This window comes from Cupriavidus sp. P-10 (assembly GCF_003402535.2).
Taxonomy (GTDB): domain Bacteria; phylum Pseudomonadota; class Gammaproteobacteria; order Burkholderiales; family Burkholderiaceae; genus Cupriavidus.
In genome coordinates this window covers 541,589-563,888 of record NZ_AP025172.1, presented here as the reverse complement: position 1 = coordinate 563,888, position 22,300 = coordinate 541,589, and the positions used below count along the sequence as shown (strand labels likewise).

The 22,300-nt window shown below is 60.4% G+C and carries 24 protein-coding genes and 5 pseudogenes; 16 read left to right on the top strand and 13 right to left on the bottom strand.

Annotation, left to right across the window (positions count from 1 at the left end):
* Window positions 1-116 precede the first annotated feature (116 nt).
* The 5 genes and pseudogenes from CTP10_RS32595 to CTP10_RS32575 form a co-directional block, all read right to left on the bottom strand.
* Window positions 117-212: pseudogene (locus CTP10_RS32595) on the bottom strand (gluconate 5-dehydrogenase); the annotation flags it as partial.
* A gap of 162 nt (window positions 213-374) precedes the next feature.
* A complete protein-coding gene (locus CTP10_RS32590; protein ID WP_116323910.1) occupies window positions 375-1,385 on the bottom strand; it encodes a Bug family tripartite tricarboxylate transporter substrate binding protein in 1,011 nt (336 codons plus the stop codon).
* A gap of 403 nt (window positions 1,386-1,788) precedes the next feature.
* On the bottom strand, window positions 1,789-2,172 hold the full coding sequence (locus CTP10_RS32585) for a carboxymuconolactone decarboxylase family protein (RefSeq protein WP_116323909.1): 384 nt from the start codon (window positions 2,170-2,172) through the stop codon (window positions 1,789-1,791).
* A complete protein-coding gene (locus tag CTP10_RS32580) occupies window positions 2,169-2,759 on the bottom strand; it encodes an RBBP9/YdeN family alpha/beta hydrolase (protein WP_116323908.1) in 591 nt (196 codons plus the stop codon). The genes CTP10_RS32585 and CTP10_RS32580 overlap by 4 nt, the downstream gene beginning before the upstream one ends.
* Window positions 2,756-3,817 carry a 3-keto-5-aminohexanoate cleavage protein gene (locus tag CTP10_RS32575; protein ID WP_116323907.1) on the bottom strand — a complete coding sequence of 354 codons (1,062 nt, stop codon included), beginning with the start codon at window positions 3,815-3,817 and terminating at the stop codon, window positions 2,756-2,758. Before CTP10_RS32575 ends, CTP10_RS32580 begins: the two co-directional genes overlap by 4 nt.
* A 976-nt stretch (window positions 3,818-4,793) precedes the next feature.
* Here CTP10_RS32575 and CTP10_RS32570 point away from each other — a divergent pair.
* The 4 genes from CTP10_RS32570 to CTP10_RS32555 all read left to right on the top strand — a co-directional run bounded on the left by CTP10_RS32570 (window position 4,794) and on the right by CTP10_RS32555 (window position 7,084).
* Window positions 4,794-4,928 carry a hypothetical protein gene (locus CTP10_RS32570; RefSeq protein ID WP_271816171.1) on the top strand — a complete coding sequence of 45 codons (135 nt, stop codon included), beginning with the start codon at window positions 4,794-4,796 and terminating at the stop codon, window positions 4,926-4,928.
* Between the two features lie 30 nt (window positions 4,929-4,958).
* Window positions 4,959-5,747 carry a DUF6884 domain-containing protein gene (locus CTP10_RS32565; protein ID WP_233528484.1) on the top strand — a complete coding sequence of 263 codons (789 nt, stop codon included), beginning with the start codon at window positions 4,959-4,961 and terminating at the stop codon, window positions 5,745-5,747.
* Window positions 5,744-6,076 carry a hypothetical protein gene (locus CTP10_RS32560; protein WP_116323904.1) on the top strand — a complete coding sequence of 111 codons (333 nt, stop codon included), beginning with the start codon at window positions 5,744-5,746 and terminating at the stop codon, window positions 6,074-6,076. The genes CTP10_RS32565 and CTP10_RS32560 overlap by 4 nt, the downstream gene beginning before the upstream one ends.
* Window positions 6,077-6,640: 564 nt before the next feature.
* Window positions 6,641-7,084 (top strand): HU family DNA-binding protein, encoded by a 444-nt coding sequence (locus CTP10_RS32555; protein ID WP_116323903.1) that lies wholly within the window; start codon window positions 6,641-6,643, stop codon window positions 7,082-7,084.
* 128 nt (window positions 7,085-7,212) lie between these two features.
* Here the strand turns inward: CTP10_RS32555 and CTP10_RS32550 are convergent, their stop codons facing one another.
* The 5 genes and pseudogenes from CTP10_RS32550 to CTP10_RS32530 all read right to left on the bottom strand — a co-directional run.
* The gene (locus CTP10_RS32550) at window positions 7,213-7,410 is read right to left on the bottom strand and encodes a cell division protein ZapA (RefSeq protein WP_116323902.1); all 198 of its coding nucleotides are present in this window, start codon (window positions 7,408-7,410) and stop codon (window positions 7,213-7,215) included.
* Between the two features lie 9 nt (window positions 7,411-7,419).
* Window positions 7,420-7,695: a hypothetical protein gene (locus tag CTP10_RS32545; RefSeq protein WP_116323901.1), complete on the bottom strand. Its 276-nt coding sequence runs from the start codon at window positions 7,693-7,695 to the stop codon at window positions 7,420-7,422.
* 148 nt (window positions 7,696-7,843) lie between these two features.
* Entirely contained in the window at window positions 7,844-8,026 is a 183-nt protein-coding gene (locus CTP10_RS32540) for a hypothetical protein (RefSeq protein ID WP_116323900.1), read from the bottom strand.
* A gap of 107 nt (window positions 8,027-8,133) precedes the next feature.
* Window positions 8,134-8,634: a hypothetical protein gene (locus CTP10_RS32535; RefSeq protein WP_116323899.1), complete on the bottom strand. Its 501-nt coding sequence runs from the start codon at window positions 8,632-8,634 to the stop codon at window positions 8,134-8,136.
* A gap of 70 nt (window positions 8,635-8,704) precedes the next feature.
* A pseudogene (locus CTP10_RS32530) lies at window positions 8,705-8,980 on the bottom strand (SMC family ATPase); the annotation flags it as partial.
* Between CTP10_RS32530 and traD the strand changes: the two are divergent.
* The 8 genes and pseudogenes from traD to istB form a co-directional block, all read left to right on the top strand.
* A pseudogene (gene traD, locus CTP10_RS32525) lies at window positions 8,978-10,198 on the top strand (conjugative transfer system coupling protein TraD); the annotation flags it as partial. The pseudogenes CTP10_RS32530 and traD sit on opposite strands and share 3 nt — an antisense overlap.
* Before the next feature lie 6 nt (window positions 10,199-10,204).
* The gene (locus CTP10_RS32520; protein ID WP_116323898.1) at window positions 10,205-10,711 is read left to right on the top strand and encodes a hypothetical protein; all 507 of its coding nucleotides are present in this window, start codon (window positions 10,205-10,207) and stop codon (window positions 10,709-10,711) included.
* Window positions 10,712-10,754: 43 nt separating this feature from the next.
* On the top strand, window positions 10,755-10,976 hold the full coding sequence (locus tag CTP10_RS32515) for a hypothetical protein (protein ID WP_233528483.1): 222 nt from the start codon (window positions 10,755-10,757) through the stop codon (window positions 10,974-10,976).
* Window position 10,977: 1 nt separating this feature from the next.
* Complete coding sequence (locus CTP10_RS32510; RefSeq protein ID WP_116323896.1) at window positions 10,978-11,595, top strand: DUF4400 domain-containing protein; 618 nt, start codon at window positions 10,978-10,980, stop codon at window positions 11,593-11,595.
* Window positions 11,596-11,649: 54 nt separating this feature from the next.
* Window positions 11,650-12,501, top strand: a complete 852-nt coding sequence (locus tag CTP10_RS32505) for an ATPase (protein WP_116323895.1) — start codon at window positions 11,650-11,652, stop codon at window positions 12,499-12,501.
* Window positions 12,502-12,697: 196 nt separating this feature from the next.
* Window positions 12,698-14,419: an ATP-dependent helicase gene (locus tag CTP10_RS32500; protein WP_116323894.1), complete on the top strand. Its 1,722-nt coding sequence runs from the start codon at window positions 12,698-12,700 to the stop codon at window positions 14,417-14,419.
* A gap of 442 nt (window positions 14,420-14,861) precedes the next feature.
* Entirely contained in the window at window positions 14,862-16,361 is a 1,500-nt protein-coding gene (gene istA, locus CTP10_RS32495) for an IS21 family transposase (RefSeq protein WP_116324069.1), read from the top strand.
* Window positions 16,358-17,185, top strand: a complete 828-nt coding sequence (gene istB / locus CTP10_RS32490; RefSeq protein WP_116324068.1) for an IS21-like element helper ATPase IstB — start codon at window positions 16,358-16,360, stop codon at window positions 17,183-17,185. The genes istA and istB overlap by 4 nt, the downstream gene beginning before the upstream one ends.
* Before the next feature lie 74 nt (window positions 17,186-17,259).
* On the opposite strand, the pseudogene CTP10_RS32485 reads toward istB, so the two are convergent.
* Both CTP10_RS32485 and CTP10_RS32480 read right to left on the bottom strand, forming a co-directional pair.
* Window positions 17,260-17,811: pseudogene (locus CTP10_RS32485) on the bottom strand (RsbRD N-terminal domain-containing protein); the annotation flags it as partial.
* 278 nt (window positions 17,812-18,089) lie between these two features.
* Window positions 18,090-18,278 (bottom strand): annotated as a pseudogene (locus CTP10_RS32480) (ISKra4-like element ISBte1 family transposase); the annotation flags it as partial.
* A 213-nt stretch (window positions 18,279-18,491) separates the two neighbouring features.
* Here CTP10_RS32480 and CTP10_RS32475 point away from each other — a divergent pair.
* Window positions 18,492-18,749, top strand: coding sequence for a helix-turn-helix domain-containing protein (locus CTP10_RS32475; protein ID WP_116324020.1), 258 nt, complete (start codon window positions 18,492-18,494; stop codon window positions 18,747-18,749).
* 2 nt (window positions 18,750-18,751) lie between these two features.
* Complete coding sequence (locus CTP10_RS32470; RefSeq protein ID WP_116324021.1) at window positions 18,752-20,089, top strand: HipA domain-containing protein; 1,338 nt, start codon at window positions 18,752-18,754, stop codon at window positions 20,087-20,089.
* A 285-nt stretch (window positions 20,090-20,374) separates the two neighbouring features.
* Here the strand turns inward: CTP10_RS32470 and CTP10_RS32465 are convergent, their stop codons facing one another.
* A complete protein-coding gene (locus CTP10_RS32465; protein WP_233528505.1) occupies window positions 20,375-21,445 on the bottom strand; it encodes an IS110 family transposase in 1,071 nt (356 codons plus the stop codon).
* Between CTP10_RS32465 and tnpA the strand changes: the two genes are divergently transcribed.
* Window positions 21,444-21,914, top strand: a complete 471-nt coding sequence (tnpA, locus tag CTP10_RS32460; RefSeq protein WP_116324022.1) for an IS66-like element accessory protein TnpA — start codon at window positions 21,444-21,446, stop codon at window positions 21,912-21,914. The two genes, CTP10_RS32465 and tnpA, sit on opposite strands and share 2 nt — an antisense overlap.
* Complete coding sequence (tnpB, locus tag CTP10_RS32455; protein ID WP_158577782.1) at window positions 21,914-22,267, top strand: IS66 family insertion sequence element accessory protein TnpB; 354 nt, start codon at window positions 21,914-21,916, stop codon at window positions 22,265-22,267. Before tnpA ends, tnpB begins: the two co-directional genes overlap by 1 nt.
* The last annotated feature ends 33 nt before the right edge of the window (window positions 22,268-22,300 follow it).

Genomic DNA, 22,300 nt, shown 5'->3' with positions numbered 1-22,300 from the left:
TCCTGAATTTGCGAGTTGTCTTATCACTGGCCGATGACTGGAAGTCCATGTGAGCGCGTCGTCCGATGCTGGCATGCGCCGGTGCGCATTACCCAACGATGACACTGCCGCATCGCCACGGCCAGCACCTGCCCCGTGATGTGCTTGCCCGCCGCAGATGCAAGAACGAATGCCGTCCCTTTGAGGTCCTCGTCGTCGCCAAATCGCCGCAGCGACAGACGGGTGGCGACATTGTTGCCGCCCCACCAAGCACGCCCTTAGATACTGTCAGCGATCATGACGAACTGGCGAAGGGCTGTTCGGCGTCCCAATTCACTGCGTCCTCCTCTCAAAGATCGACGCCTCACGAATGCCAGAATGGTCCGCCGGAGGGCTTACTGAGGCTTATAGCCCACCGCCTGCAACACTTCGCCCGTTGTTTTGTAGTCTTTTTTCAAGCTAACGGACAATTCCTCGGGAGTGCGCGCATTTTTGGACGTCACACTCAGACCTAGCGAGGAGAGCCGTTCGCCTATCTCTGGCGTATTTAACGCTTTCAAAACTTCGCCCCGGATACGTTGCTGGATCGCATCCGGAACACCAGGGAGCGTCCATAGCCCCATCCAGGAGGTCCGTGTCATCGCGTCATACCCCAATTCGGCGAAAGTCGGGACTTCTGGCATCAATTCGGAGCGCTTGGGCGAGCTGACGCCGAATAGCCTGAGTTTTCCCGCTTTGATTAACGGCACGGAAGTCAATGGCACATCCATCTGAAACTGGACGTTTCCCGCCATAACATCCACCAATCCCGGAGTGGACCCATTGTATTGGATGATATTCATATCGAGCCCCGCCAGTTGGTTCAATTGGAGTCCTAGTATGTGCGACATCGTTCCCGGCGAGAACGACCCGATATTGACCCTCCCCTTGTTGGACTTCACATAGGCAACCAACTCCTGAAAGTTTTTGGGTGGCAGGTTGATATTGCCCACTAGCATCGCGCCCATGCTTCCCAGTTCCACCAGCGGCCGAATCGCTGTAAACGGATCGTACTTAGGCTTGAACGTGTAGGGCAGCTCCGACACCAGACTGCTGATGGACAGCAGGTAGGTGTGTCCGTCTGCAGGCGCTCTCAAAAAGGATTCCATGGCCACAGCACCACCCGCCCCTGGCTTGGGTTCCACGACGACGGGTCGTCCTAAGCTCTTGGTCAAGGAGTCGGCCACTACTCGCGCAAGAATATCCGCCGTCGCTCCCGGCGTGCCAACGGCAATGATGCGAATGGGGCGGTCTGCCAAAGGCTGGCCCACAGCAATCGACGTCGAAGCCGCAAACAATCCGGCCATCATGGCGCGCACAAGACTACGGCGTACAGTATTCAGTGTCATTTTGTCAGGCAGAGTCATCGTGTCCTTTCAAATATGCAGTGAGGTAATTCAGTAACCGCTCCACGAGCGCCGACACTTGGAATCCAGCGATCCAGGTTGCCGTGTTGGCAATCCTCTTCCAGAGAGGATGCCAACGGCACAGATCAGCTACCCCCGCTTATGCGAGGAAGCGGAACAGTACGTTAAGCTTCCCGGGCTTGCGTTTGGGTGCCATGCCAAAGCGGCCCGCGGTTCATCAATTGTGTTGTAATGCACCGCCGAGCTTTTGGATCTACTGCGCTTCCTTGCCGCTGGCCCAACTAGTTAGCGATGCGCGCGAGTTATTCGACCTGTTGAACCGAGGTCATGCGGCTCCCCTGCTGGTCGATGCGGGGGTTGCTGGTGGCTTTCAAGGCAGTCTCCTGAGAGGGTAGAACGATAGTCATGCCGACTCGTTGGCCGTGGCCTGGCGCTCGCGCAACTCCTGCTGCAGCAGGGGCGCCGCCATGCTCATAGTGTGCAGCCCCAACGTGGCGGTGAGCTGCAGCACGGCGACGATCTCGTCGGCACTCACGCCGAGATCGAGCGCTCGGCGAATGTGGCGTCGCGTGCCGGGCGCGAACATGTGGGTCACAGACGCGTCGATCGCGATGCAGACCAGCTCGAAGGTCCGCGAGTCGAGCGCGGGGGAGTTCAGTGGAATGCTGACCATGCGCATAAACTGCTCGGTCCAGTCAGGCGCCAGAGACGCCATGGCGTCCCAATCGGGATTCCAGTGGCCTTGCGCGCGCAAGGCGTCACAAGTGGGCGTTTGGCTTGGGCTCATGCGAGGACTCCCGACACGGCTTGGCGTTGGGCTAGCCTGCGAATCAGCGCGTATGCTGCGGGCCATGGCCCATAGCCCGACGCTGGGTTCAGATGCCCGACCTCGCCCAGGTCGACCAGTTCCGCGCCCCAGCCGGACGCCATGTCCGTCACCCTTGCAAACTGTCCCAGCGGATCGTTGCGGCTCGCCGCCACGATGCAGTGGAAAGGTAGCGGCCCCTTCGGCATAGGTGTCCAGCCTGCTTCGGCGAAAGCCGACAGCGCAGGGAATTCGGGGGGCAGAGGCTGCTCCAGGTCCGGCGGCGTCGCCAGCAGGGCGCCGAGGATCTTCCGGCCGGTGCGACGCGCCCAGTGCGCTGTCGCAATGCATCCGCCACTGTGCGCCACGATGATAACGGGCGCCGGGGCCGCCAGTACTGCGGCGTCGATCGCCGCTACCCGCGCATTCAGGTCAATGTTGGTGCGCCCCAGAGCAGGGAGCGAGCGCACGTTGGGCAGCTCGCCGGCCAGCAGCGCCTGCCAGTGCTCCGGTGTTTCCTCGCGCAGCCCCGGCACCGTGACAACTGTCACTACATGAAGGTCTTTCATGCTGCCACCTTGCGTTCGGCCAGCGCCGGCCTGACCGGACGGCGAGCGGTGGGATAACGCAACTCGGCGAGCGTCTGCTCGGTCGTCTGGTACTGCGTGCCGATCTTGAAGATGGCGCGCGCCTCCTGGGCCGAGGCGACACCCCGTCCCAGTTCGTGCGAGATGCGCACCAGTTGTTCGATCTGCTTCACGCTTGACATCGGCTCGCCGGTGGGGCCCCAGATCGTGTCCTCGATGCCGCAGCGCACGTGCAGGCCCATGGCAATCGCCATGGTGTTGACCGGCAGGGTGGCGCGCATCAGCGATTCCAGTGTGAGCGTCGACCCATCGGGGAGAAGGCGAATGAACTCCATCATGCTGTAGGGGTCCGGGTTGTCGAAGCCGCCGCTGAGCGCGACCCAGTTCACATTGAGCGGCCCCTTGTAGAGGCCACGCCGGATCAGGCGCTCGAGGGTGACCAGGCCCGACTTCATGGTGATCTGGAAGTGCGGCTGGATGCCGTTGGCCGCCAGCTGGGCGAGGTGTTCGCGCAACCACGCCGGCCCGGCCGGAACGATCATCTCTTCGTAGGCGTCATAGACCGCCTTGCGCTCGAACGAGGTGCCCGCGCAGTCCTCAGCGGTCATGATCTCAACCGTGTTCATCTGGCCGGTGTTGACTGCCACCGTGACCTGCTCGGGCGTCGGCTTCAGACGCGCCAGCATGTGGCGCGTCTCGTCGCTCAGCCACTCGGCGGGCGAGCCTTCCTCGACCGGCGCGAACGAGATCGAGCCGCCGACCTGGATGATCATGTCGGGCACCGCCTGCTTCAGGCGCGATAGCAGCTCGTTGAAGCGGTCGAGGTTCTTGCAGCCAGAACCATCGTCCTCGCGGGCATGGAAATGGAGCACGGTGGCGCCGGCGTTGTAGCAGTCCACTGCCTTCTGCACCTGTTCCTCGATCGTGACCGGGATGTCGGAGGGAAAGTCGCCCGGCTCCCATTGCGGGCCATAAGGCGCGGCGGTGATGACAAGTTTTTCCTGGTTTTCGGGCAGCAGGGCCCCGTCGAGGAAGTGCATGGTGTTCTCCTTGGTAGGCTCCGGTGTCTGCGAAGGCAGGCCGTGCGCGCTGGTAGCTATGATGCGGGTCGCCGCCTCGACAGAATTGATCCGTTGTCGCGTAGAATTGATTAGATGTAACGGCTCAAAGACTTTTGAAGATGTCCGCCGACCAGATGTGTCGGCTGACTTGATGGCCGTAGTACTTGCGATAGCCGACTTTGAAGCAGTGTCGGGCCGAGCGGCAGAGACGGGAAGAGAGGACCAGATAGAGGCGTAGGCCTCTCGTCTCGAGGGACCGGCCCGTTCACCCCTGACGCGCCGCGCCCAGCGTGTCGCGTTTGATCTTCATCGCCAGCGACCCCTGTGAAGGGTAGTAAAGACGGGGCTTCCGCAATTTGTGTGACGAGGGACCCCGGCGTGGAAAACGTTTCGGCGTCGAACAGCCTCAACGAGATCGTCGGCCAGACGAGCTGCGACCGGATGGGATCAACGGCATCAAGGTCTGGGTCGAAGGCTTCGTCGAGCAGCCGGTATGACTCAACTGGGATATCCGGCATGTGCACGATGCATAGTTCAGCATCGCGCACGGCATCGCGCTGGGTCCGCAACGCGTGCCACCGGGCAAGCCCTGGCGGAGCCGGAACTGGTTTTCGGCGAATCCGTGGTGCGCCTGATGGACAAGGTCGAGCAGGCAGGTTTGGTGCATCACTGGCTGAACAGCCTCGATGCGTGTCCCAGCCCGTAGCGCCCTATCCCGGACAGTCACATGGTTCAGCGTCTTTCGTCTCGATGATGCGCGAGTTCCGCAGTGGGCACCGATGCCGTATCGGCAGGTCGACAATGTGGTCTTCTTCATTTGATTTTTTTGGTTTTTCGGTTGAAGCGAGATCGCATTCGTATCAGCCTGTCGCTATGGCTTCATCGCGGAAGTTCGCGGGTAACGGCGGCACTATGAGGTATCGCCCGCCCCAATGAATCCGACTACAAGGCCAGCATGACCAAACTCATCCTCGCTTCCATCGCCGTCCCGGCGGCGATCCTGGGCCAACCAACCCTCGGCAGGTTCGATTGCCGGTGGGAGCGGCCGATGGCACGGTCCAACAAATACCTGGGTACGCGGCTGCCTTGACTTTCACGGTAGGTCTGTAGAGTGAAAAGCATGCAACGCGACACCATGCCCATGCTCTCCACCACGCAACTTTCCCTGATTCCGACCGCGCCAGCGCTCTGCGACGAAGCCGTCGAGCCAGCCCTGCTTTTGATGGCCTGTTCCGGCTCGAAGCTCGATCGGGATGCGCGGGCTATCGACCTATACCGAGGCGTCATGTACCAATCGTACCGGGCACATCTGCGCAGCGATGCGGTGCCGCGCGTCCTGATCCTATCCGCGCGCCATGGCTTCCTGGAACCCGACACTGAGATCGCACCCTACGATCAACGAATGACCCGGCAACGGGCCGATCAGATGATGGCGGATCTGTCGAGCTACCTTCGGCCCGCTGCATGGCCCACGCGCATCGGATCGGTGATGCTCGCCGGCGGCGCCGAGTATCGGCGCGTCATGCGTGCTGCGTTGGCCCGCCGATACGGCCACGACCTGCCTGTCCTGCAGGAAACCTGTGGTGGTATCGGCATGCAACGATCGCAGCTCGGAGCCTTTCTCGACGAGCTGAGGCCAGCGTTCCGCGACCAGATCGGCCGGCATGCCAACGGCACGCCCGTCTTTCGCGCCTATGGACGGATCCAAGCCGGCGCAATTGCCACCCTGCGCTACCGGGCCGCGCCCGCGCTCCCCGCCCGTCAGGCTCGCGTCAATTCGGTCTTCAACGGGCCGAGCGGCCCCACGGCCGATGTTGAGGTGGAAGAGTTTGTCCGCGGGCGCGTGAAAGTCTGCCCCCGCTGGGTCAGCGTCGCGGATCTCCAGCCTCTCATCGGGGAGCCAGCATGAGCGATTTCGACCGACAGCTGCATCGTGAAGCGGTTGAACTGTGTCAAACCGGGCCAGCAAAACCCGACAAACTCGTAGCGCTGGCTCAGACAGGGCTGAAGGCGTGGGCGAAGGCCGGCAATCTCCAGTTCCCGCCCGAGAAGCGGTATGCGCTGCTACAGGAAATCATCCGCTACTGCGCCGACGAATGCCTGCTCGCGTGCTGTTTCACTCAGGAGGATCGCTTGGAGCGGATCGCGGGCATGCTCGATGCCGCCTACCCGCGCTATGCCTGCACCCGCGCAAGGCTCGCCGCGCGCCGCAACCGTTATGGGCGGCCGCGATTCTGACCTCTCGCTCAACGGGGATTACCGCAGCGGAAGCCTGCGCGTTTGGGCGACCCAGTGCCAGATGCAAACCCGGCCTATCTCTTCGTGACGGGACATAGGGCGCGGGATGGGCGCACTGTTCACTTGGCCGCATTCGCTGTACCGCTACTTCAGGCCTGGCACGCTCGCCACGCAACGCTTGCCGTCAAAGGCAACCTGCTTTCTACCCTGCTCCCGGATGGCCATCCCATTACCGACATGAGCTTGGCCGGATCGTGGCCGCCGCGCTGGAATCGATAAAATTCTCCGGCGTCGAGCCAAGTCCCCGCACGCTGCGCAATACATTTTGCCGGCGTCAGCTGCTCGCAGGCTGTACGCACGACGACGTGACCCGCATCTTAGAACTTGCCAGCAATCGCACCTGCGACCGCATTTCCGTACCATTTCGGCTGCCCGGCGGCGAAAAATCCTGAAATGACCGGGGTTTCAGCGCATTTCGCTATTGCACTCGCGCTTGCATTTGCTATTCTTCGCGGATGCGATGTACGCGATATCCCGCGCGCACGCATTTCTTACAGGTACGACATGGCCACGAAAGCATCCGCGAAGACTGCAACGAAGACCGCCGCAAAGAAGGCTGCCCCCGCAAAGAAGGCTGCCCCGGCAAAGAAAGCCGCTCCGGCTAAGAAGGCTGCCGCAGCCGCCCCGGTTGCCAAGCCGCTGAAGGACACGTTCAACAAGTCGAGCCTCCTCGCCCACCTGGTCGCCCAGACCGAACTGGACAAGAAGACCGTCCAAACTGTTCTGACTCACCTGGAAAACACGATGGTGAGCGCGATCCACAAGAAAGGCGCAGGCGAGTTCACCTTCCCCGGCCTGTTCAAGGTCTCAGCCATCCAGGTTCCGGCCACGAAAAAGCGCTTCGGCAAGAATCCGTTCACGGGCCAGGACCAGTGGTTTGCCGCCAAACCGGCCAGCGTGAAGGTGAAGGTTCGCGCGATGAAGAAGCTGAAGGACGCCGCAGCGTAATCGCACCTGGCTATCGAGAGCCAAAGAAAAGCCCCGAAGTCCTTGCGGATCTCGGGGCTTTTTCCATTGGCTCTTAGAAGATAGCGAGCCGAGGCGTAGCAACTTACCACCACGCCAACTTGGAAGTGCTACAGATCGGCGAGATAGGCGATTGCGCATCCGCCGTCCGTGCCAGCCAGGCGTTGGCCCTCGCGGCAGACGGAGAAATCAACTACCTTGCGTTCGATCTCGTTGGCCAACTCGCGCAATTGCTGCGCGGCTTCGGCGGGACTGGCCGTCCTCTGCAACGCTGCGCCACCAATATCAATGTCGACAATGAGGTGCATGATCCGTCCTCACGCGGCAACCGCTTGCGGTACCAGCTTGCGCAAGGCCTTCTGGTTGGTGTCGATGTAGGTTCGCATGCCGTCCAGCCTTACGGCCAGCTGATGGCCGAAGCACGCAGCATCGGGAGACACTTCAACCTCCTGGGCTGACGCAAATGCCGCCAGCACCTTGGTCCGGTCAACGTCGGCACCAATCCAGCCGAAAACTTTGAAAAACGTGTGCACCTTCTTACCGCGAGGCAGCAACTTTGCGGCGTGTTCCGCCGTAATCATGATCTTTGACATGGCTTGAAATATGTAGGCTTGCGAGCAAGAGCCCGCAAGGGATTGGTAGGGAGAATGCGCTTAAGCGTCCGTAAAGGCGCCACCGCCGCACGCCTGATCGCGGTTCGAACCGCAAAGACTTCGCAGGCTCGTTCCGACGGTTCATGGCTTACCTTGCAGCGACAATGTCTAGCACGAGATCGGCAATGTTCGAGACGCTTTCGCCCGTTGCATCCCAATCGGCCAATTTGGCCGCGTGCGTCTCGACGTATAGGTAGGCTGCGGCGGGCACGTTGCGGAAATCGCGCAGCGCGTCGAGCTCGGCCTTCACAGCCGTTTGAATATGGTTCATGACTTAGCTCCAGCCGGGCGTCGCGCGATGCGATGCCCGGCAGGTATCGGATTTGACTGCAAGGACTGCCGTGCCCGAAAGGCGAGATTGAAAGGGCATGCAAAACCTCACGCACCTTCGTCTTTAGACATCATTGCGATCTCGCAAAGCGCATATCGGGCAAACATCTTCTGAAATGCCACCTTCTGCTCGCCAGAGAAGAAGACGCCGGCCACATCTCCATAGTCCAGTTTCAACCGCGTCTGGACGGCCAAGCACGCCGCATTGAGCGCATCGTCGACTAATTGGGCGACCAGCAATGTGTTGCGCTCGGCACTGTTCGCCAACCACTTCGCCAATGCGTCCTGCACTCGGTTGGCGGCCTCGCAGAAGATCTCCTCGTCCGTGGCGGTCTCGCGGGGAAACAACCTACGCCACTGTCCGTCTTCCTCGCACAGCCCGCCAAACTCGTTGGCATCGACATAGTCGTGCAGCGCGGAGAACTCGGTGATGGTCGGCGGAATCCGGCCCGCGGCAATCTCTCGTTGGATTTGTTGCATGCCAAGCTCGATAGAGACGGCCACAAGCCGATCCTGGTCCTCACTCAGAAGTGGGTTGGTCAAAGTCATGGTTGGAGTCATAAAAGAGAAGCCCGCCCTACTTTCGGAGATGGGGGGCGTGATAGTTGATGGGCCAGCCTTACTGCGCCGCCAGGGCAACGACATCGATGACGCCGTCAGCCTCGTCGACGAGGTCCGGCGTTTGCGAGATGAAGAACTCCCGTTCGTAGCCGCCGATCCGCAGCACTTCGCGCTTCATTCTCATGAAGGCGCGCTTACGCTCCGGATCCAAGGGGCCATCGGCCTCATCGGTAAAGAGGGTCTGGAACGGTTGCTGCTCGTCCTGCGCCCGGTAGAGCGCGATTCCGCGGGTCAGACACTCATTGATCCACACCTTCTGCCCCCCGGACACGACTGGGTCGCTCGGTGCAAGCGCGAATGCGAGCGGACCGGCCGCAAGTTCCTGTATTGGAAGCAAGCCGCCCCATCGCAGTCCATCCGGTTGAATCCACTGGAAAATTGGTCTCAGCCCTCGGAGATCCCGACGCGTATCGCCCAACTGATGGAGGAAGGCCCCTTCCGCCAGTTCGCCTTCCTGTTCATCGACCGCGCCGTGAAGGGCGAGCTCTACGTCGGCGACAAGCCGAACCTGCGCTCGATCCTGCAGTACGCACAGAACGGCATCAACAATCTGCTTGAGCGCGGGCTGGAGCGCTTCTTCCCGGAAGCTGGGAAGCCGGATTGGGAAGAGGAAGTCGCGGGGTATATGCAGAAGGTTGCGCAGAAGGCGGGTGGCACCCGCCTGGACGCCATGGTCAGCCTGTACATCGACCGATTCTCCAAGCTCGGCAACGGGCATGAAGCGATCGACGGCCTCATCTCGACCTATCAACACGACCGCGATCACTACGGCCGGATCATTGCATCCGCCCTGCCCCTGCTGCAGATGCTGGCGACCGGCGAGACAGGTCTAATGCTGGCACCAAAGGCCGACGACTTTGAGGACGACCGCGAGATCTGGGATATCGACAAGGTCATCAAGCAGAAGGCCGTGCTCTACGTGGGTGCGGACTCCCTATCCAATTCGATGGTGGCACAGGCTGTCATGTCGATGCTGCTGGCTGACATCGCTTCTGTCGCCGGCGCGATCTACAACTTCTACGCCAAGCCACCCGAGATCGTCCTGGTAGTCGACGAAGCGGCCGAGGCCATCAACGAGCAATTGCTCCAGCTGCTGAACAAGGGCCGCGGCGCCGGCTTCAAGGCATTCGTTGCCTACCAGACCCGCTCCGATTTCACGGCCAAACTCGGAAACGTAGCCAAAATGCAGCAGGTTTTGGGCAATTTGAACAACCAGATCGTCTTACGATTGGAAGACATCGACACGGCGCAATGGTTCTCCGAAAAGGCCGGTACCACCGCTATCCGCAACCTGGTCGTGTCGAGCAGCACCAGCACCGGAACAGAGGCCCACATCGGCGAGTTCAGCGGGTCGGTGTCCCGTTCGGCCCAGCTTGAGAAGGTACCACTGATTACGCACGACCTTGTCATGCAACTACCGAACCTGCAGTACTTCCTGCGAATTTCTGGAGGCGCTGTCTACCAGGGCCGAATTCCCATCATCAAAGACTAAACACCCATGCGCAGCAGCCTGTTCCGACAAATCGTCAAGGACCACAAGCTCTCGGCGAAGCTTTCGCCGGTGTTCTCCCTATCGCCGGATCTCGATGACATTTGCACGCGTGTGGTCGACTACATCGGCGTGAACTTCTGCGTCCGCGAAGAGCCCCTGGTCAAGGAAATGCTGGCCGATGGCATCGCCGCCTGGCGTGCCGCGCGCAAGCACGGCGACCCCAACGTGGCATTCATGAAGGGCCTGTTCTCCCGCGCGCATGAACTCTACGGCAAGCGGTACGCAGCTTTCAAAGGCGAGAAGTACAACGTCTGGTATCCCTTTCACGAGTCCATTCCGGCGTTCGAGCAGCGCCAGCCCGAAGGCTATGTGTGCCGGGTTGTCGACGAGCCGGCTCCGGGCGCAATCACCCAACGCTGCGCTGCGTTTCAGCTCGCCGCCCGCGTGCTGACGGGCTACACCTTTACCCGCTACTTCGAGAGCTACGATGTCGCTGGCAACTTTGCACAATGACGCGCGCCGGCTTGCGATCCGCCTCAAACAGGCTCCGACGCGCATGGCAGCCAAGCTTTGCGGCGTCGACCTGGCGCTCGCCCTGCACATGCATGAGTGGCTGACCGCTCCGCCTCCGGGCGCGCCGGCAATGCCGCTAGCCTTCACCACTGGAGCCGCGGCAGCGTGCTTTGCGCTCATCAAGATCTCCGTGGTCAAGCCGGCTGTCTTCTGGGGCGCGTTGGTCGCTTTCCTGAGCCTGCCGGTATTGCTCGCCCTTAGCTGACATGGCAAATAGTCGATTCGCGTCGCACGTCCGCCTGTGGCTGATCTTTTCGCCGCTGATGATCTGCACGCTCGCTCCGTTCATCCAAGACGAAAGCGCTTTTGAAATCAGTGAGGCGGAACAGGCGTCGGTTGAGCGGGTGCTCGGTCAGGACAGGGCTGACGTCGCCGTGACACTGGCCAACGCCCGCTTTCACCAATGGTTCATCGAGAGCGGCGTCGTCAAGTCGTCGTTCTCCGGCTCCGACGCCCAGACCGGCTTTGCCGATGGCGGCGCGTCTGCCTTCGGTAGAAGCTGGATGCAGCACTTCTGGCTAACGATCTACCGCGCACTGTATCGCGCAGCGGTCGGCCACTACTGGCTCGTTGGCGCAATCGTGCTGTTCCTTGCCCTGTTCAACGATGGAACGGTGTCGCGCAAGATTCGCGCTGCTGGCGCTGGCTTTGCCAACCCGGTGTCCTTCCATGTGGCGGCACACGGCTTGATGCTCTGCTTTGGCTTCGGCGCGTCCGCCCTGCTCTTACCTCTTCCCATGCTGGCGACCTGGTGGACCTTCGGGGTCTGTCTGGTCGGCCTGCTCTGCTGGCGCCTTGCAGCGTCATTCCACGTCGGCAAGTAGCCGACTCCGCAGCGACTAACAAGGCCGGGTGTCCAGCCTACTAAAGGAGAAATCATGACAATGACCGATCTGACCCCTGCCGATGCGCCGCTCCAGGAAGTTGGTCCGACCGACGATACCGTTGCGCTGCTCACTGAATCGCCTACCACGCTTGGCTCGATCGATAGCTCTGGCGATGTCGAGACAGAGCTTGCGGAGATGGAGCAGTCCGCCGATGTACTGCGCAACGAGGGTCTGATCTCGACGGTGGACCATGAGGAGCGCAAGGCCCAAGTGGAACGCACTCGCAAGCTGTTCCGTGATCTCGCGCCCGAGGACCGCCAGGCAATCGTTCGCCGTCGCCGTGAACTCGGCCTGCTGATCCTCAATCGCGAGCTCGCCGGCGCGGCAGTTGTTCCTGTGGCGCTGAAGCTCAATCACACGCGCCTGCGCCCGCTTTTCGAGCAATGGTGGCCGTACATGAACCGCATGTCGCTGAACTTGCAGCGCTTTGGTGCGGCTACCTTCTCGCGCACCGAACTGTCGACGCTCGAGAACTACCTCGAACGTGAACTCTCGAAGATTGAGGACTACGTGGACGAGCAGCTGCGTGTGGCGAAAGCCTACCGCGAACAACGGGAACAGGAGATGCGTACAAAGGACGAGATCGTGTTCGTGCCAACGATCCAACGCCCATCCCTTGCGCTGGAGGTCCAGGCCTACTCGCGCTTCTCGGTACGCGCCCTGCAGGTTCTGATCAAGTTCGATCAAACCATGGACCAGTTCGACTTCATGGTCTGGAACGGCATTCGGGACCAGAGCGACGTCAACGACGAAGTCACGCGCTTCCTGCGCAAGTTCCAGCCGCTGGGTCTGCGCAGCTACACCACTCATCTGAAGCTGATGACGACTGTGCGCGGGATCTGATAGGTGTCACTTGCTGTGAGTATGTCGCACCTAATGTCCAGTCCCTTTCGTTTAGCTGTGTGCCACGTCCTGACACCTCGTGAATCTTCATGGCACCTTCTGACATTGGATGTTTGCAAGTGACATTTGCTATCACTGCGTGCCACATCGAGTCAGGCTTGAAGTAGTCCAAGTCCCTTTTTTCCGGTCAAACATCATGTCTCTCGCAGAGACCCTTGATAAGCTCAATCCGTCGCAACGCGAAGTCGTTGACTGCCGCGCCCATTGCGTTGCAATCGCTGTCCCGGGCGCCGGAAAGACGGCGACCATCGCGGCAAAGGCCGCGATGTTGCTCTCAGCGCCCAACGCGACGGTTGGTGCCGTCACCTTCAGCAAGGATGCCGCCGTTGAGTTGCGCGATCGCATTGGATCACTTGCGGGCAGTGTCGCCAAGAAGAGGCTGATGGCCGGCACGTTCCATTCACTCGCCTACAAACAACTCAGCAGCGGCGTTGAGGGAAAGCGTGATATCGCCACCGATGGCGATCGCATTGGGTTGCTCACTCAGGCGCTTGCTGACACAGGATTGGACTGGAAGGTTGAGGACGCTATCACCGCCATCGAGGCCATCAAGACAAACTTTGGCCAAGTCCAGGCAGGGACAACCGAGGAGGTCCTGTACCGCGCCTATCAGGATTCGCTGGAGCGTAATGGGAAGATCGATTTTCAGGACATGCTGCGCCTGGCGGTCGAAGGCATGCAACTCGGCACGATCGCGCCTTACCCCCTCACCTATCTGCTCGTTGACGAATTTCAGGACACCGATCCGCTGCAATACCAGTGGATCGCGCTCCATGCTCAGGCGGGCTCGATTATTACGGTCGTAGGCGACGACGATCAAAGCATCTACGGCTTTCGATCGGCCCTCGGCTTCCGCGGCATGGAGTCCTTCATTCGGCAGTTTGACGCGCAACCTGTGGTGCTGGGAAAAAACTATCGCTGTCATGCCGAGATTCTCGGTGCTGCCGACAAGATCATCCGCCACAACCGCGACCGGATTCCGAAAGCCCTCGTTGCTCACAAGGGCCCAGGCGGCGAAGTAGCATTCCAGCGGTTCCCGGACGAGTACGCCGAGGCAGTCGCCGCGATGGAACACCTCGCACCTGCGCTTTCAAAAAGTCAGTCGGCGGCGATATTGGCCCGGACGAATCGCGTCCTCGATCCGGTCGAGGCGGTTTGTCGCTCCCACGGCATCAAATACTACCGGGCGTCGGGAAAATCTATTCTCAGCCGCCCTGAGGGTGCCCTGATGTGCAACCTTCTGGAACTCGTCCAGAAGACTAGGAAGACCGGGATCGACGCATTGCTCTCGTTCGTGGGTATCGGAACGCATGAACTGCGACTACTCCACAACAGTGGCAAGGCGACTGGCGAGCAGCATCAGAGGAAGGACTTGGTCGAGTTGGGTCTCTCCGAGAGTTCGGCCGGCAAGTATCGCGAGCTAATGAAGCGTTTGGCTGAATGGCGCGCGCTCTGCGACCGGCAGTTCTACTCGTTAGTTTTGGAGGGCGTGCACGAGTGGATGATGCAGCAAGCAGGTGCAGATCAGGCACGCCGCGCCATCACCACCACATATGACGTGCTGTCGCGGTTGAACGGTCCCTTCTCGGATCGTTTGGATTTTCTGCGGCGAGACAACAACAAGCCGGCGCCGGATGCGCTGGTGCTGACGACGATGCACAGCTCAAAAGGCCTCGAATGGGACCGCGTCTGGATTATTAGGGCGGAAGAGACGGTCGTCCCCGACGAGAAGAGCACCGAGGCTGAGGAGCGCCGCCTCTTCTATGTAGCAGTGACTCGTGCCCGGCAGGATCTGCGGGTATCCATGACCAAGAGGAACCCGACTTCCAGGTTCATCCTAGAAGCCGAGCTCGGGTGACTCGGTACGCGTCCTAAGGTCGAGTAGAGACTGCTCGACCAGATTGGGAATTGCAGCGGCCGATGTCGAAAACAAGAAGGCACTGCACGTTACCCCGCATTACACCGCCGGCGAATGTTGACGCACGGCCAATGGAACCCGCCGATCGAGTGGCCGATGTCTGCGGCCCCTGCTGGCTCCCAATTTTTGTTGCTCGCGCGGCCCCTTCTGGAGCTAGCGGGACCAATTGCATTTTGAAGGAGTTGTCGTTGAGCCCGTAGGCACGCCCTAACAAAAAAGCCTGGAGTGGGCGGCGACAATCATTTTGTCCGGCGTAGCGACAAACATCTTGGCCGGTGGCGGGGACTCGGAGGCGGCGTAGCCGCCGGAGAGTTCCCGCCACCGGCGGCGCCGAGTTGGCCGGGTTCTACGATGGCTGATCGCATCTCGAAGCGGTCAGTCAATGTCTGGACCCCGTATTACCGACCAACAGGTTCGCCTCTACATGTCTAAACGCAAAGAACACAGCCAGGAGATTGCCGCCGCCAAGGCCGGCATCAGCGTACGCAGCGCTCGGCGTATCGAATGTGATGCCCGTCTGCCGTCTCAGAAGCCGCGTCGCTACTGGCGATCACGGCCCGATCCGTTCACCGATGTCTGGGACACGGAAGTCGTTCCGATGCTCAAGAGCGAGCCACGTCTGCAGGCCATCACCATCCTACGCAAGCTCCAGGACGACCACCCCGGCCAATATCCCGACAGCGTACGCCGCACGCTCGAGCGACGCATCAGCCAATGGCGGGCCGTGTCCGGCCCGGCCAAGGAGATATTCTTCCCGCAGGAGCATGCGCCGGGCATCCGGGCGCTGTCGGACTTCACCGATATGCGGGCGTTAGACGTCACCATCGCCGGCCTCCGGTTCGATCACCGCCTGTATCACTTTGTGTTCGCGTTCTCTCGATGGGAGTATGCGCAGGTGGTCGAAGGTGGAGAGAGCTTCGAGGCACTGTCCTCAGGCTTGCAGAACGCGCTCTGGCAGGCCGGCGGCTGCGCGCGCGAGCATCGCACCGACAGCCTGTCTGCGGCGTTCAAGAACCTGCGGGAGCGGGAGGACTTCACAACGCGTTACGAGGCGTTGCTGGAACACTATGGGATGAATGGCACGCGTAACAACCGCGGCAAAGGCCACGAGAACGGCAGCGTAGAATCGTCCCACCGCTATCTGAAGGAGGCCGTTGACCAGGCGCTGATGTTGCGCGGTCACCGGGACTTCGAGGATCGAGCCGCCTATGAGGAATTCCTGCGCGACGTTGTAATGCGTCGCAACCGACGTAATGCTGCGGCGTTCCGCATCGAGCGCGAGCAGCTTATGGACTTGCCGCCTCGGCGCACAACCGACTTCGCCGAGGAGGAAGCGCGAGTTACCCGGTGCAGCACCTTTACCGTGCGCGGCATCCTCTACAGCGCGCCGTCGCGCCTGATTGGCCACCGTCTGAAGGTCCGTGTCTATGGCGATCGACTGGACTGCTATCTGTCTGGAGCGATGGTGTTCAGCACCCCTCGTGGTTCCCACGCCGCCAACAGTACCCGGCGGTCCATCGACTATCGGCACTTCATAGACGGCCTCAAGCGTAAGCCGCAGGCCTTCAAGGGACTAGCCTTCCGCAACGAACTGTTCCCGCGGGAGGCCTATCGGCGAACCTGGGAGCAGCTTGACGTCCGCGTGTCGCAACGCGATGCATGCAAGACGATGGTTGGCCTACTTGAGCTGGCTGCCATGGACGGCATCGAGGCTGTATTGGCCACGCGCCTGGAGGCGATGCTGTCCGACGGGGCGCTACCGAACCTGGAGGCACTGCGCGAGGAGTTTGCGCCGCGGCAAGCCGACTGCCCGGTCATTCATGTCCAGATGCCACCGGCCAGTTGTTATGACGCCCTGCTGGGCCAGGGGGCGGCAGCATGAACGCACCCATCCCCCACGACTCCGCGCGCCTGACCCTGATGCTCAACGAGCTGCGCCTGCCTACTATCGGCCGCCTGTGGCCAGAGTTTGCGCAGCGTGCCGACAAGGAAGGCTGGCAGGCCACCCGCCTGCTTGGTGCCTTGCTCGAGCATGAGTTAGCCGAACGAGCCAAGCGCCGCATCGAACGCCACCGCACCGAGTCTCGCCTGGACCTGACGAAGACGCTGGCCACGTTCGACTTCAGCATGGTGCCGATGGTCTCCAAGGCTCACGTCATGGCGTTGGCTACCGGGGATTCCTGGCTGGAGAAAGGCGCCAATGTTCTGATCTTCGGCCCGCCTGGCGGCGGCAAGAGCCACCTTGGTTCGGCCATCGGACACGCGCTGATCGACGCTGGCTACCGGGTGCTGCTTACGCGTACCAGCGAGCTCGTCCAGAAACTCCAGGCGGCAAGGCAAAGCCTGCAGTTGCCCGCCACGCTGGCCAAGCTCGACCGCTTCGACCTGATCATCCTTGACGATCTCTCGTACGCCCGTAAGGACCAGGCGGAAACGAGCGTGCTGTTCGAACTGATCGCAGAACGGTATGAGCGGCGCAGTCTGCTTATTACGGCCAATCAGCCGTTCTCTGGGTGGGACAACGTGTTCCCCGATCCGGGCATGACCATCGCCGCTATCGACCGGCTCGTCCACCATTCGACGATCTTCGAAATGAACGTCGAAAGCTACCGCCGGCGCACCGCCAGCGACAACCAGTCCAGCCGACGACGATCATCCAGCGACAACGACAATCACAACGATATCGGAGCGACAACCATGACCTAAGACCTACCGACAATCATCCCGGCTAACCGGCCAAGATGGTTGTCGCTGGACCGGCCGTCCTGCTTGACGCTGTCTACCGTCTCCCCGGCGTTCAGCGTCGCCAGATATGAGGCGGTCATCTGGATGGCCTGCAGGGGACTGCGCAAATCATGTCCAAGCATTCCGAGCAAGAGATTGCGAGACTGCTCGACCTCCGTATTGAAGTAATCCACCGATTCCGCGACGGCCTGGTCGATCGCCTCGTTGAATCGCATCAGGTCGTCCAAATCCGCGGCGACTAACTCAAAATCGTCCATCCACAAACGCAGCACGCTGGCGCGCAGCGCCCGGTACTCGGCGACCAACTGGTTGATGTTGAAGCCACCGCGAGCGCGGATGACGGCGTGTATTTGTGCGGCGGTGTCTGGCGTGCCGGGCACCTTCGGGGCCCGTCCCAATGATTTTTCGTGTTGTGCCTTGCTTGTTTGCGGAGTCATCAAATCCTTAGCGATGGCTTGCAGGATCTGCGGCGCGTGGTCGCGCAGGGCGAGGGAATCCAGGTTTTTGGCAGCAGGCAGTTGGGTGGCAACAAACGCCTCCCATTGCGCCAAAATGTGCTTCCGCAGGTGTCGATTGTTACGTGACAACTGACGGATTTCCTGACATTCCCATTTGAGCTTCTTGAAACGATGGGACGAGACGCGGGCGCCGTGTTGCGTTCCGTACAGGTGAATACGGTATGGCACGTGCGCTCGCGCAAGCCCCTGCATGGCTGACTGCCATTCGTGTGCATCGCCCGGTTCCCGAGTGTGGGTATGTACTGCCCAACGCCGAGCAGCACCTGCGCTCGCGGCAGTCTGCTCAAGGTCGACGTGTTCGCGCTTGGCATGCTGTCTGCGATCCGCCGAACTCTCGATCTGGTGTCCCAGGCCATCTGCTGCTGTTTGACGAATCGCTTGCTCACCACCTGGTTGACGGCCGACTCGACAAAACCTGATGCAATGGGCTCCCCATGCCGATAGCGGTCACCGTAGTTCACGATGAAGTGCCGATCGTTGTCGAGGTAGACAATGAACTCTTCGAGCTTGCCGAGGAGCTTAGCCTCTTCGGGGCTGGCCTTAGCTTCCAGATCCCAGCCCACGGCGCGAACTTGGGCACCCGCCAAGAGACTAGTCGGCCGGCTGAGCGGCTGCACGAGGCTCATGAGCCACATTTAGACCAAGTAATACCTGCCAAACGCGTAAATTTGTGATACCTCTGTGGAAGGTATCTTGTTTTTAGCTGCAAAACGAGTAATATGAATATATGCGTATAGCAGGTAATTGATATGAAACTCGTGGTGTCCTCTCCTTCGCAACTCGGCAACCTTTTGCGCACCGCGCGCCGCGCCAAGAAGCTTACGCAAGGTCAGGCCGCGCCCCGACTCGGGCTCAGCCAGAGCCGGTTGTCCGCGATGGAGCTTGATCCTAAGGCTATTACGGCAGAGCAACTGCTTGCCTTGGTCAGCCTTTACGGGCTCGAACTAGTCATCCAATCGAAACCTTCAACAACACATGCCGCGGAATCTTCGGAATCTGAGTGGTAACGATGGGAAGAAAATCGCACACACGAGCTTTGTCGGTCTGGGCCAACGGCCTACGCGTCGGCACTTGGCGAATGGCCCCACACCGGCCAATGGAACTCCAATATGACGCGGAGTGGGTCGCCTCGCAGGCCGGGCGACCACTGTCCCTTTCACTACCGTTTGGAATTGATAACGCTCCGCTCCGAGGCGACAACGTCCAGAATTACTTCGACAACCTGCTGCCCGACAGTGACCCCATTCGTCGACGCCTCGCCACAAAATATCATACTGGCTCTACGGACGCCTTCGACCTGCTAGAAGCAATTGGCCGTGATTGTGTAGGTGCTGTACAGCTCCTTGAGGAGGACGATGTGCCGCAGAATGTCCAGTGCATCGACGGAACGCCGCAGGCAGAAGCTGACATCGAAACGCTACTTAACCACGCCATTACGTCGACCGGACCTGCCAATTTTTCGGAAGAAGAAGATTTCCGAATCTCGATAGCTGGTGCACAAGAGAAAACCGCCCTGCTCTTCCATGAAGGCCAGTGGCTACTCCCGCATGGAGCCACTCCGACCACGCACATTCTCAAACTGCCTATTGGCTTGGTGGGTGGCCGCAATGCGGACTTCACGACTTCGGTCGAGAACGAATGGCTCTGCATGCAGCTCTTCAAAGAACTCGGCCTTCCCACCGCCGACTGTGAGATACAGACCTTCGGCAAGCATACAGTGCTTGTCGTCAGTCGATTCGACCGGCAGATGCACTCCAGTGGTAAGTGGATTATGCGGTTACCGCAGGAAGACTTCTGCCAAGCATTTGGTGTGCCGTCACACCTCAAATACGAAAACGTTGGCGGGCCAAGCATGATCGATATCGCCTCTACGCTGCGACAGTCAGAGACGGCTGAAGAAGATCTGAGGACATTTTTTACTGCACAGGTCCTTTTCTGGATGTTTGCGGCTACCGATGGGCATGCAAAAAACTTCAGTATTCACCTGTTGCCTGGCGGCCGCTACAAACTGACGCCGCTTTACGACATCATGACGGTTTGGCCCATCATCGGCGATGGACCGAACCAAGTTCCGTACCAGAAGGCGAGACTTGCAATGGCCGTTGCGAGCAAGAATCGGCACTACCACTTAAACGACATCAAGCGTCGGCACTTCAACGCCATGGCACCCAAGTGCTTCTATGGCCAATCTGCGGAGCCCCTTCTCAGGGAGCTGTTGGCACAAGTTCCGACGGCAGTTGCTAACGTGGCAGATCGACTTCCGCCAAACTTCCCTGCAGCTGTTGCGGACCGCCTCTTCGAAGGAATTCGAGGGTCCTTGGAAACTTTGGAGAAAGAAGCCGCCTGATTGACGTCCTTATATGAACACCGCCCGGATGCCAAGGTAAATTGAAGGGCTTTGGCTTGTAGGTATGGGTTGCTGTCTTATATCCGACCTTGCTGCAGGAACGTGCCTGCGGGCCTTGATGGAATCAGCCGGGAACGTCCCCATCTCCCACGACGGGCTGTAAGCCGCTTGGACGTCATCGGGTTTGCGTTCCCGCGGTCCGACCTAGTTTGCCATCACACCTTATCTCCTTACCCTGTGCAACCCTGAGGTATTCGTTTGTGCCTTGCTGTGGTCGTGCTTTCGCTACACAGGCCGTGCGCTGACATAGCCGGGTTCATAGACGCGGCGATGGGCAAGCAATGCCCAGGCGGTGCGCGCCATCTTGTTGGCTAGCGCGACGATGGCAACATTGGTCGGGCGCCTGACCAGCAGGGCCTCAACCCAGCACGGGCGCCGCTTCGAGCGGGTCAGTACGATGCGTGCGCCATGGATCAGCAGTTTGCGCAAATAGGGATCTCCACGTTTGCTGATATGGCCGAGGTGAACCTTGCCGCCGGTGCCACTCTGGGTTGGTACCAGGCCCAGGCTGGCTGCGAAGGCTCTGCCTGAGCGGTAAGCCTGGGGAGATCCCATGGTGGCAACCAGAGCCGTGGCGGTGATAGGGCCAATTCCCGGAATCGCATCCACACATTGGGCGGCAGGCTCGGTTTTTAGCCATGCAGCGATCTCTTGCTCGGCCGCGAGGATTTCAGCGTCCAACTGCCTGAGTCGCTGTAACTGGCGCGACAACAGTCTCCACAAGGGAGCCGGGATGGTTTGCTCGATCTCGCTCAGTCGGGTGACAAACTGCGCCATGGCGGCCTTGCGACCAAGCACGAAGTGCAGGCCGTATTCGCCCAGCAAGCCGCGAATCTGATTCACTTGCCGCGTGCGGCTGTCGACTAGTTCCGAGCGAATTCGGTGCAATCCAAGTATGGCTTGCTGTGCCTCAGTCTTTACCGGTATCGGTCGCATCCCAGGTTGCTGCGCGGCTGTCCAGATCGCGCGCGCGTCGGCCGCATCGGTCTTGTTGGTCCGCACGAACGGTCGCACGTACTTTGGGTGAAGCAGGATGGCTTCATGGCCCAGGCGGATAATCTTTCTTGCCCACCAGTGCGCGCCGCCACACGCCTCCAGTACGACCTTGCCGGGGCTGCGATTACTCAGAAAGGAAATCAGGTGGGTGTTGCTGAGGCGCCGGCTGTGCGTCTCGCCCGTCTCTGGGTCGACCCAGTAGAGTTGGAAGATCGTAAGCGCGAAATTGACCCCACCTAGTATTTGCGGCTGAGAGTGGGCAGGCTTGCGTCCGCAACCACTATTTGCGGACGCAATCATGATGGAAGCCGAGTTTGACGTTCTGCCGCTGAGGGTGATCCGTGTTCGCTCCAACGGGAAGCGAGACTTTGACCGGACGGACAAGCGCCGACTAGTCGAGGCATGTCTGCGGCCTGGGGTATCGGTATCCGGGATGGCCCTCAAGCTCGGTATCAATACGAACCAGTTGCGCAAGTGGATTCGGCTGCACCAGGTGGCAAATGAAGCCACCGCGGCCACAGGGTCTACGTTGCCGGCGTTCGTGCCGGTCGTCGAGGTGAACGACGTGATGCGCGTCACGGAATCGCCGGTGGTGCGGGGACGTCCGCCGGCCGAGGCGCCAGCTCGCACGCAGCCACCGCAGCGCTTATCTCTGACACCAGCGTTACTGAAGGCGCGGCTACCCAACGGCGTGACGGTCGAACTTGAATGCGGCGGGCAGGACGTTGCGCTGGTGAAGGCGATGATCGAAGCGTTGGGAGCGCGTTGATGTTCCGATTCGGCTCTGACGTACAGGTCTACCTTCACCGCAATGCGGTGGATTTCCGCCTCGGGATCAATGGGTTGGTTGCGCTGGTCGAGCAGTCGATGCAGCTTGATCCCTTTGCCCGCGCCGTCTATGCCTTCCATAACCGTCGGCGCAACCGCGTCAAGCTGTTGCTGTGGGACCGCAACGGGTTCTGGTTGCTACTCAAGCGCCTGGAGGAAGACCGCTTCGCGTGGCCACGGCGTCAGCAGATGGTGGTCGAGCTAACAACCGAGCAGTTGCACTGGCTGCTGGACGGTATCGATGTGGACGCAGTGAAGCGCCATCCGTCACGCCAATATCAGCATACGGCTTGATGGCCGTGCGGGGTGACGTATACCTATCAGCGC

What these genes read in the sequence shown, in the direction of transcription:
- CTP10_RS32505 (WP_116323895.1), top strand. Translation starts at nt 11,650, where the DNA reads ATGACAATGACCGATCTGACCCCTGCCGATGCGCCGCTCCAGGAAGTT.
- tnpA (WP_116324022.1), top strand. Translation starts at nt 21,444, where the DNA reads ATGATGGAAGCCGAGTTTGACGTTCTGCCGCTGAGGGTGATCCGTGTT.
- CTP10_RS32565 (WP_233528484.1), top strand. Translation starts at nt 4,959, where the DNA reads ATGCAACGCGACACCATGCCCATGCTCTCCACCACGCAACTTTCCCTG.
- CTP10_RS32520 (WP_116323898.1), top strand. Translation starts at nt 10,205, where the DNA reads ATGCGCAGCAGCCTGTTCCGACAAATCGTCAAGGACCACAAGCTCTCG.
- istA (WP_116324069.1), top strand. Translation starts at nt 14,862, where the DNA reads ATGTCTGGACCCCGTATTACCGACCAACAGGTTCGCCTCTACATGTCT.
- CTP10_RS32560 (WP_116323904.1), top strand. Translation starts at nt 5,744, where the DNA reads ATGAGCGATTTCGACCGACAGCTGCATCGTGAAGCGGTTGAACTGTGT.
- CTP10_RS32515 (WP_233528483.1), top strand. Translation starts at nt 10,755, where the DNA reads ATGGCAGCCAAGCTTTGCGGCGTCGACCTGGCGCTCGCCCTGCACATG.
- tnpB (WP_158577782.1), top strand. Translation starts at nt 21,914, where the DNA reads ATGTTCCGATTCGGCTCTGACGTACAGGTCTACCTTCACCGCAATGCG.
- CTP10_RS32555 (WP_116323903.1), top strand. Translation starts at nt 6,641, where the DNA reads ATGGCCACGAAAGCATCCGCGAAGACTGCAACGAAGACCGCCGCAAAG.
- istB (WP_116324068.1), top strand. Translation starts at nt 16,358, where the DNA reads ATGAACGCACCCATCCCCCACGACTCCGCGCGCCTGACCCTGATGCTC.
- CTP10_RS32580 (WP_116323908.1), bottom strand. Translation starts at nt 2,759, where the DNA reads ATGAAAGACCTTCATGTAGTGACAGTTGTCACGGTGCCGGGGCTGCGC.
- CTP10_RS32570 (WP_271816171.1), top strand. Translation starts at nt 4,794, where the DNA reads ATGACCAAACTCATCCTCGCTTCCATCGCCGTCCCGGCGGCGATCCTG.
- CTP10_RS32545 (WP_116323901.1), bottom strand. Translation starts at nt 7,695, where the DNA reads ATGTCAAAGATCATGATTACGGCGGAACACGCCGCAAAGTTGCTGCCT.
- CTP10_RS32590 (WP_116323910.1), bottom strand. Translation starts at nt 1,385, where the DNA reads ATGACTCTGCCTGACAAAATGACACTGAATACTGTACGCCGTAGTCTT.
- CTP10_RS32585 (WP_116323909.1), bottom strand. Translation starts at nt 2,172, where the DNA reads ATGAGCCCAAGCCAAACGCCCACTTGTGACGCCTTGCGCGCGCAAGGC.
- CTP10_RS32535 (WP_116323899.1), bottom strand. Translation starts at nt 8,634, where the DNA reads ATGACTTTGACCAACCCACTTCTGAGTGAGGACCAGGATCGGCTTGTG.
- CTP10_RS32470 (WP_116324021.1), top strand. Translation starts at nt 18,752, where the DNA reads ATGGGAAGAAAATCGCACACACGAGCTTTGTCGGTCTGGGCCAACGGC.
- CTP10_RS32550 (WP_116323902.1), bottom strand. Translation starts at nt 7,410, where the DNA reads ATGCACCTCATTGTCGACATTGATATTGGTGGCGCAGCGTTGCAGAGG.
- CTP10_RS32500 (WP_116323894.1), top strand. Translation starts at nt 12,698, where the DNA reads ATGTCTCTCGCAGAGACCCTTGATAAGCTCAATCCGTCGCAACGCGAA.
- CTP10_RS32575 (WP_116323907.1), bottom strand. Translation starts at nt 3,817, where the DNA reads ATGCACTTCCTCGACGGGGCCCTGCTGCCCGAAAACCAGGAAAAACTT.
- CTP10_RS32475 (WP_116324020.1), top strand. Translation starts at nt 18,492, where the DNA reads ATGAAACTCGTGGTGTCCTCTCCTTCGCAACTCGGCAACCTTTTGCGC.
- CTP10_RS32510 (WP_116323896.1), top strand. Translation starts at nt 10,978, where the DNA reads ATGGCAAATAGTCGATTCGCGTCGCACGTCCGCCTGTGGCTGATCTTT.
- CTP10_RS32540 (WP_116323900.1), bottom strand. Translation starts at nt 8,026, where the DNA reads ATGAACCATATTCAAACGGCTGTGAAGGCCGAGCTCGACGCGCTGCGC.
- CTP10_RS32465 (WP_233528505.1), bottom strand. Translation starts at nt 21,445, where the DNA reads ATGATTGCGTCCGCAAATAGTGGTTGCGGACGCAAGCCTGCCCACTCT.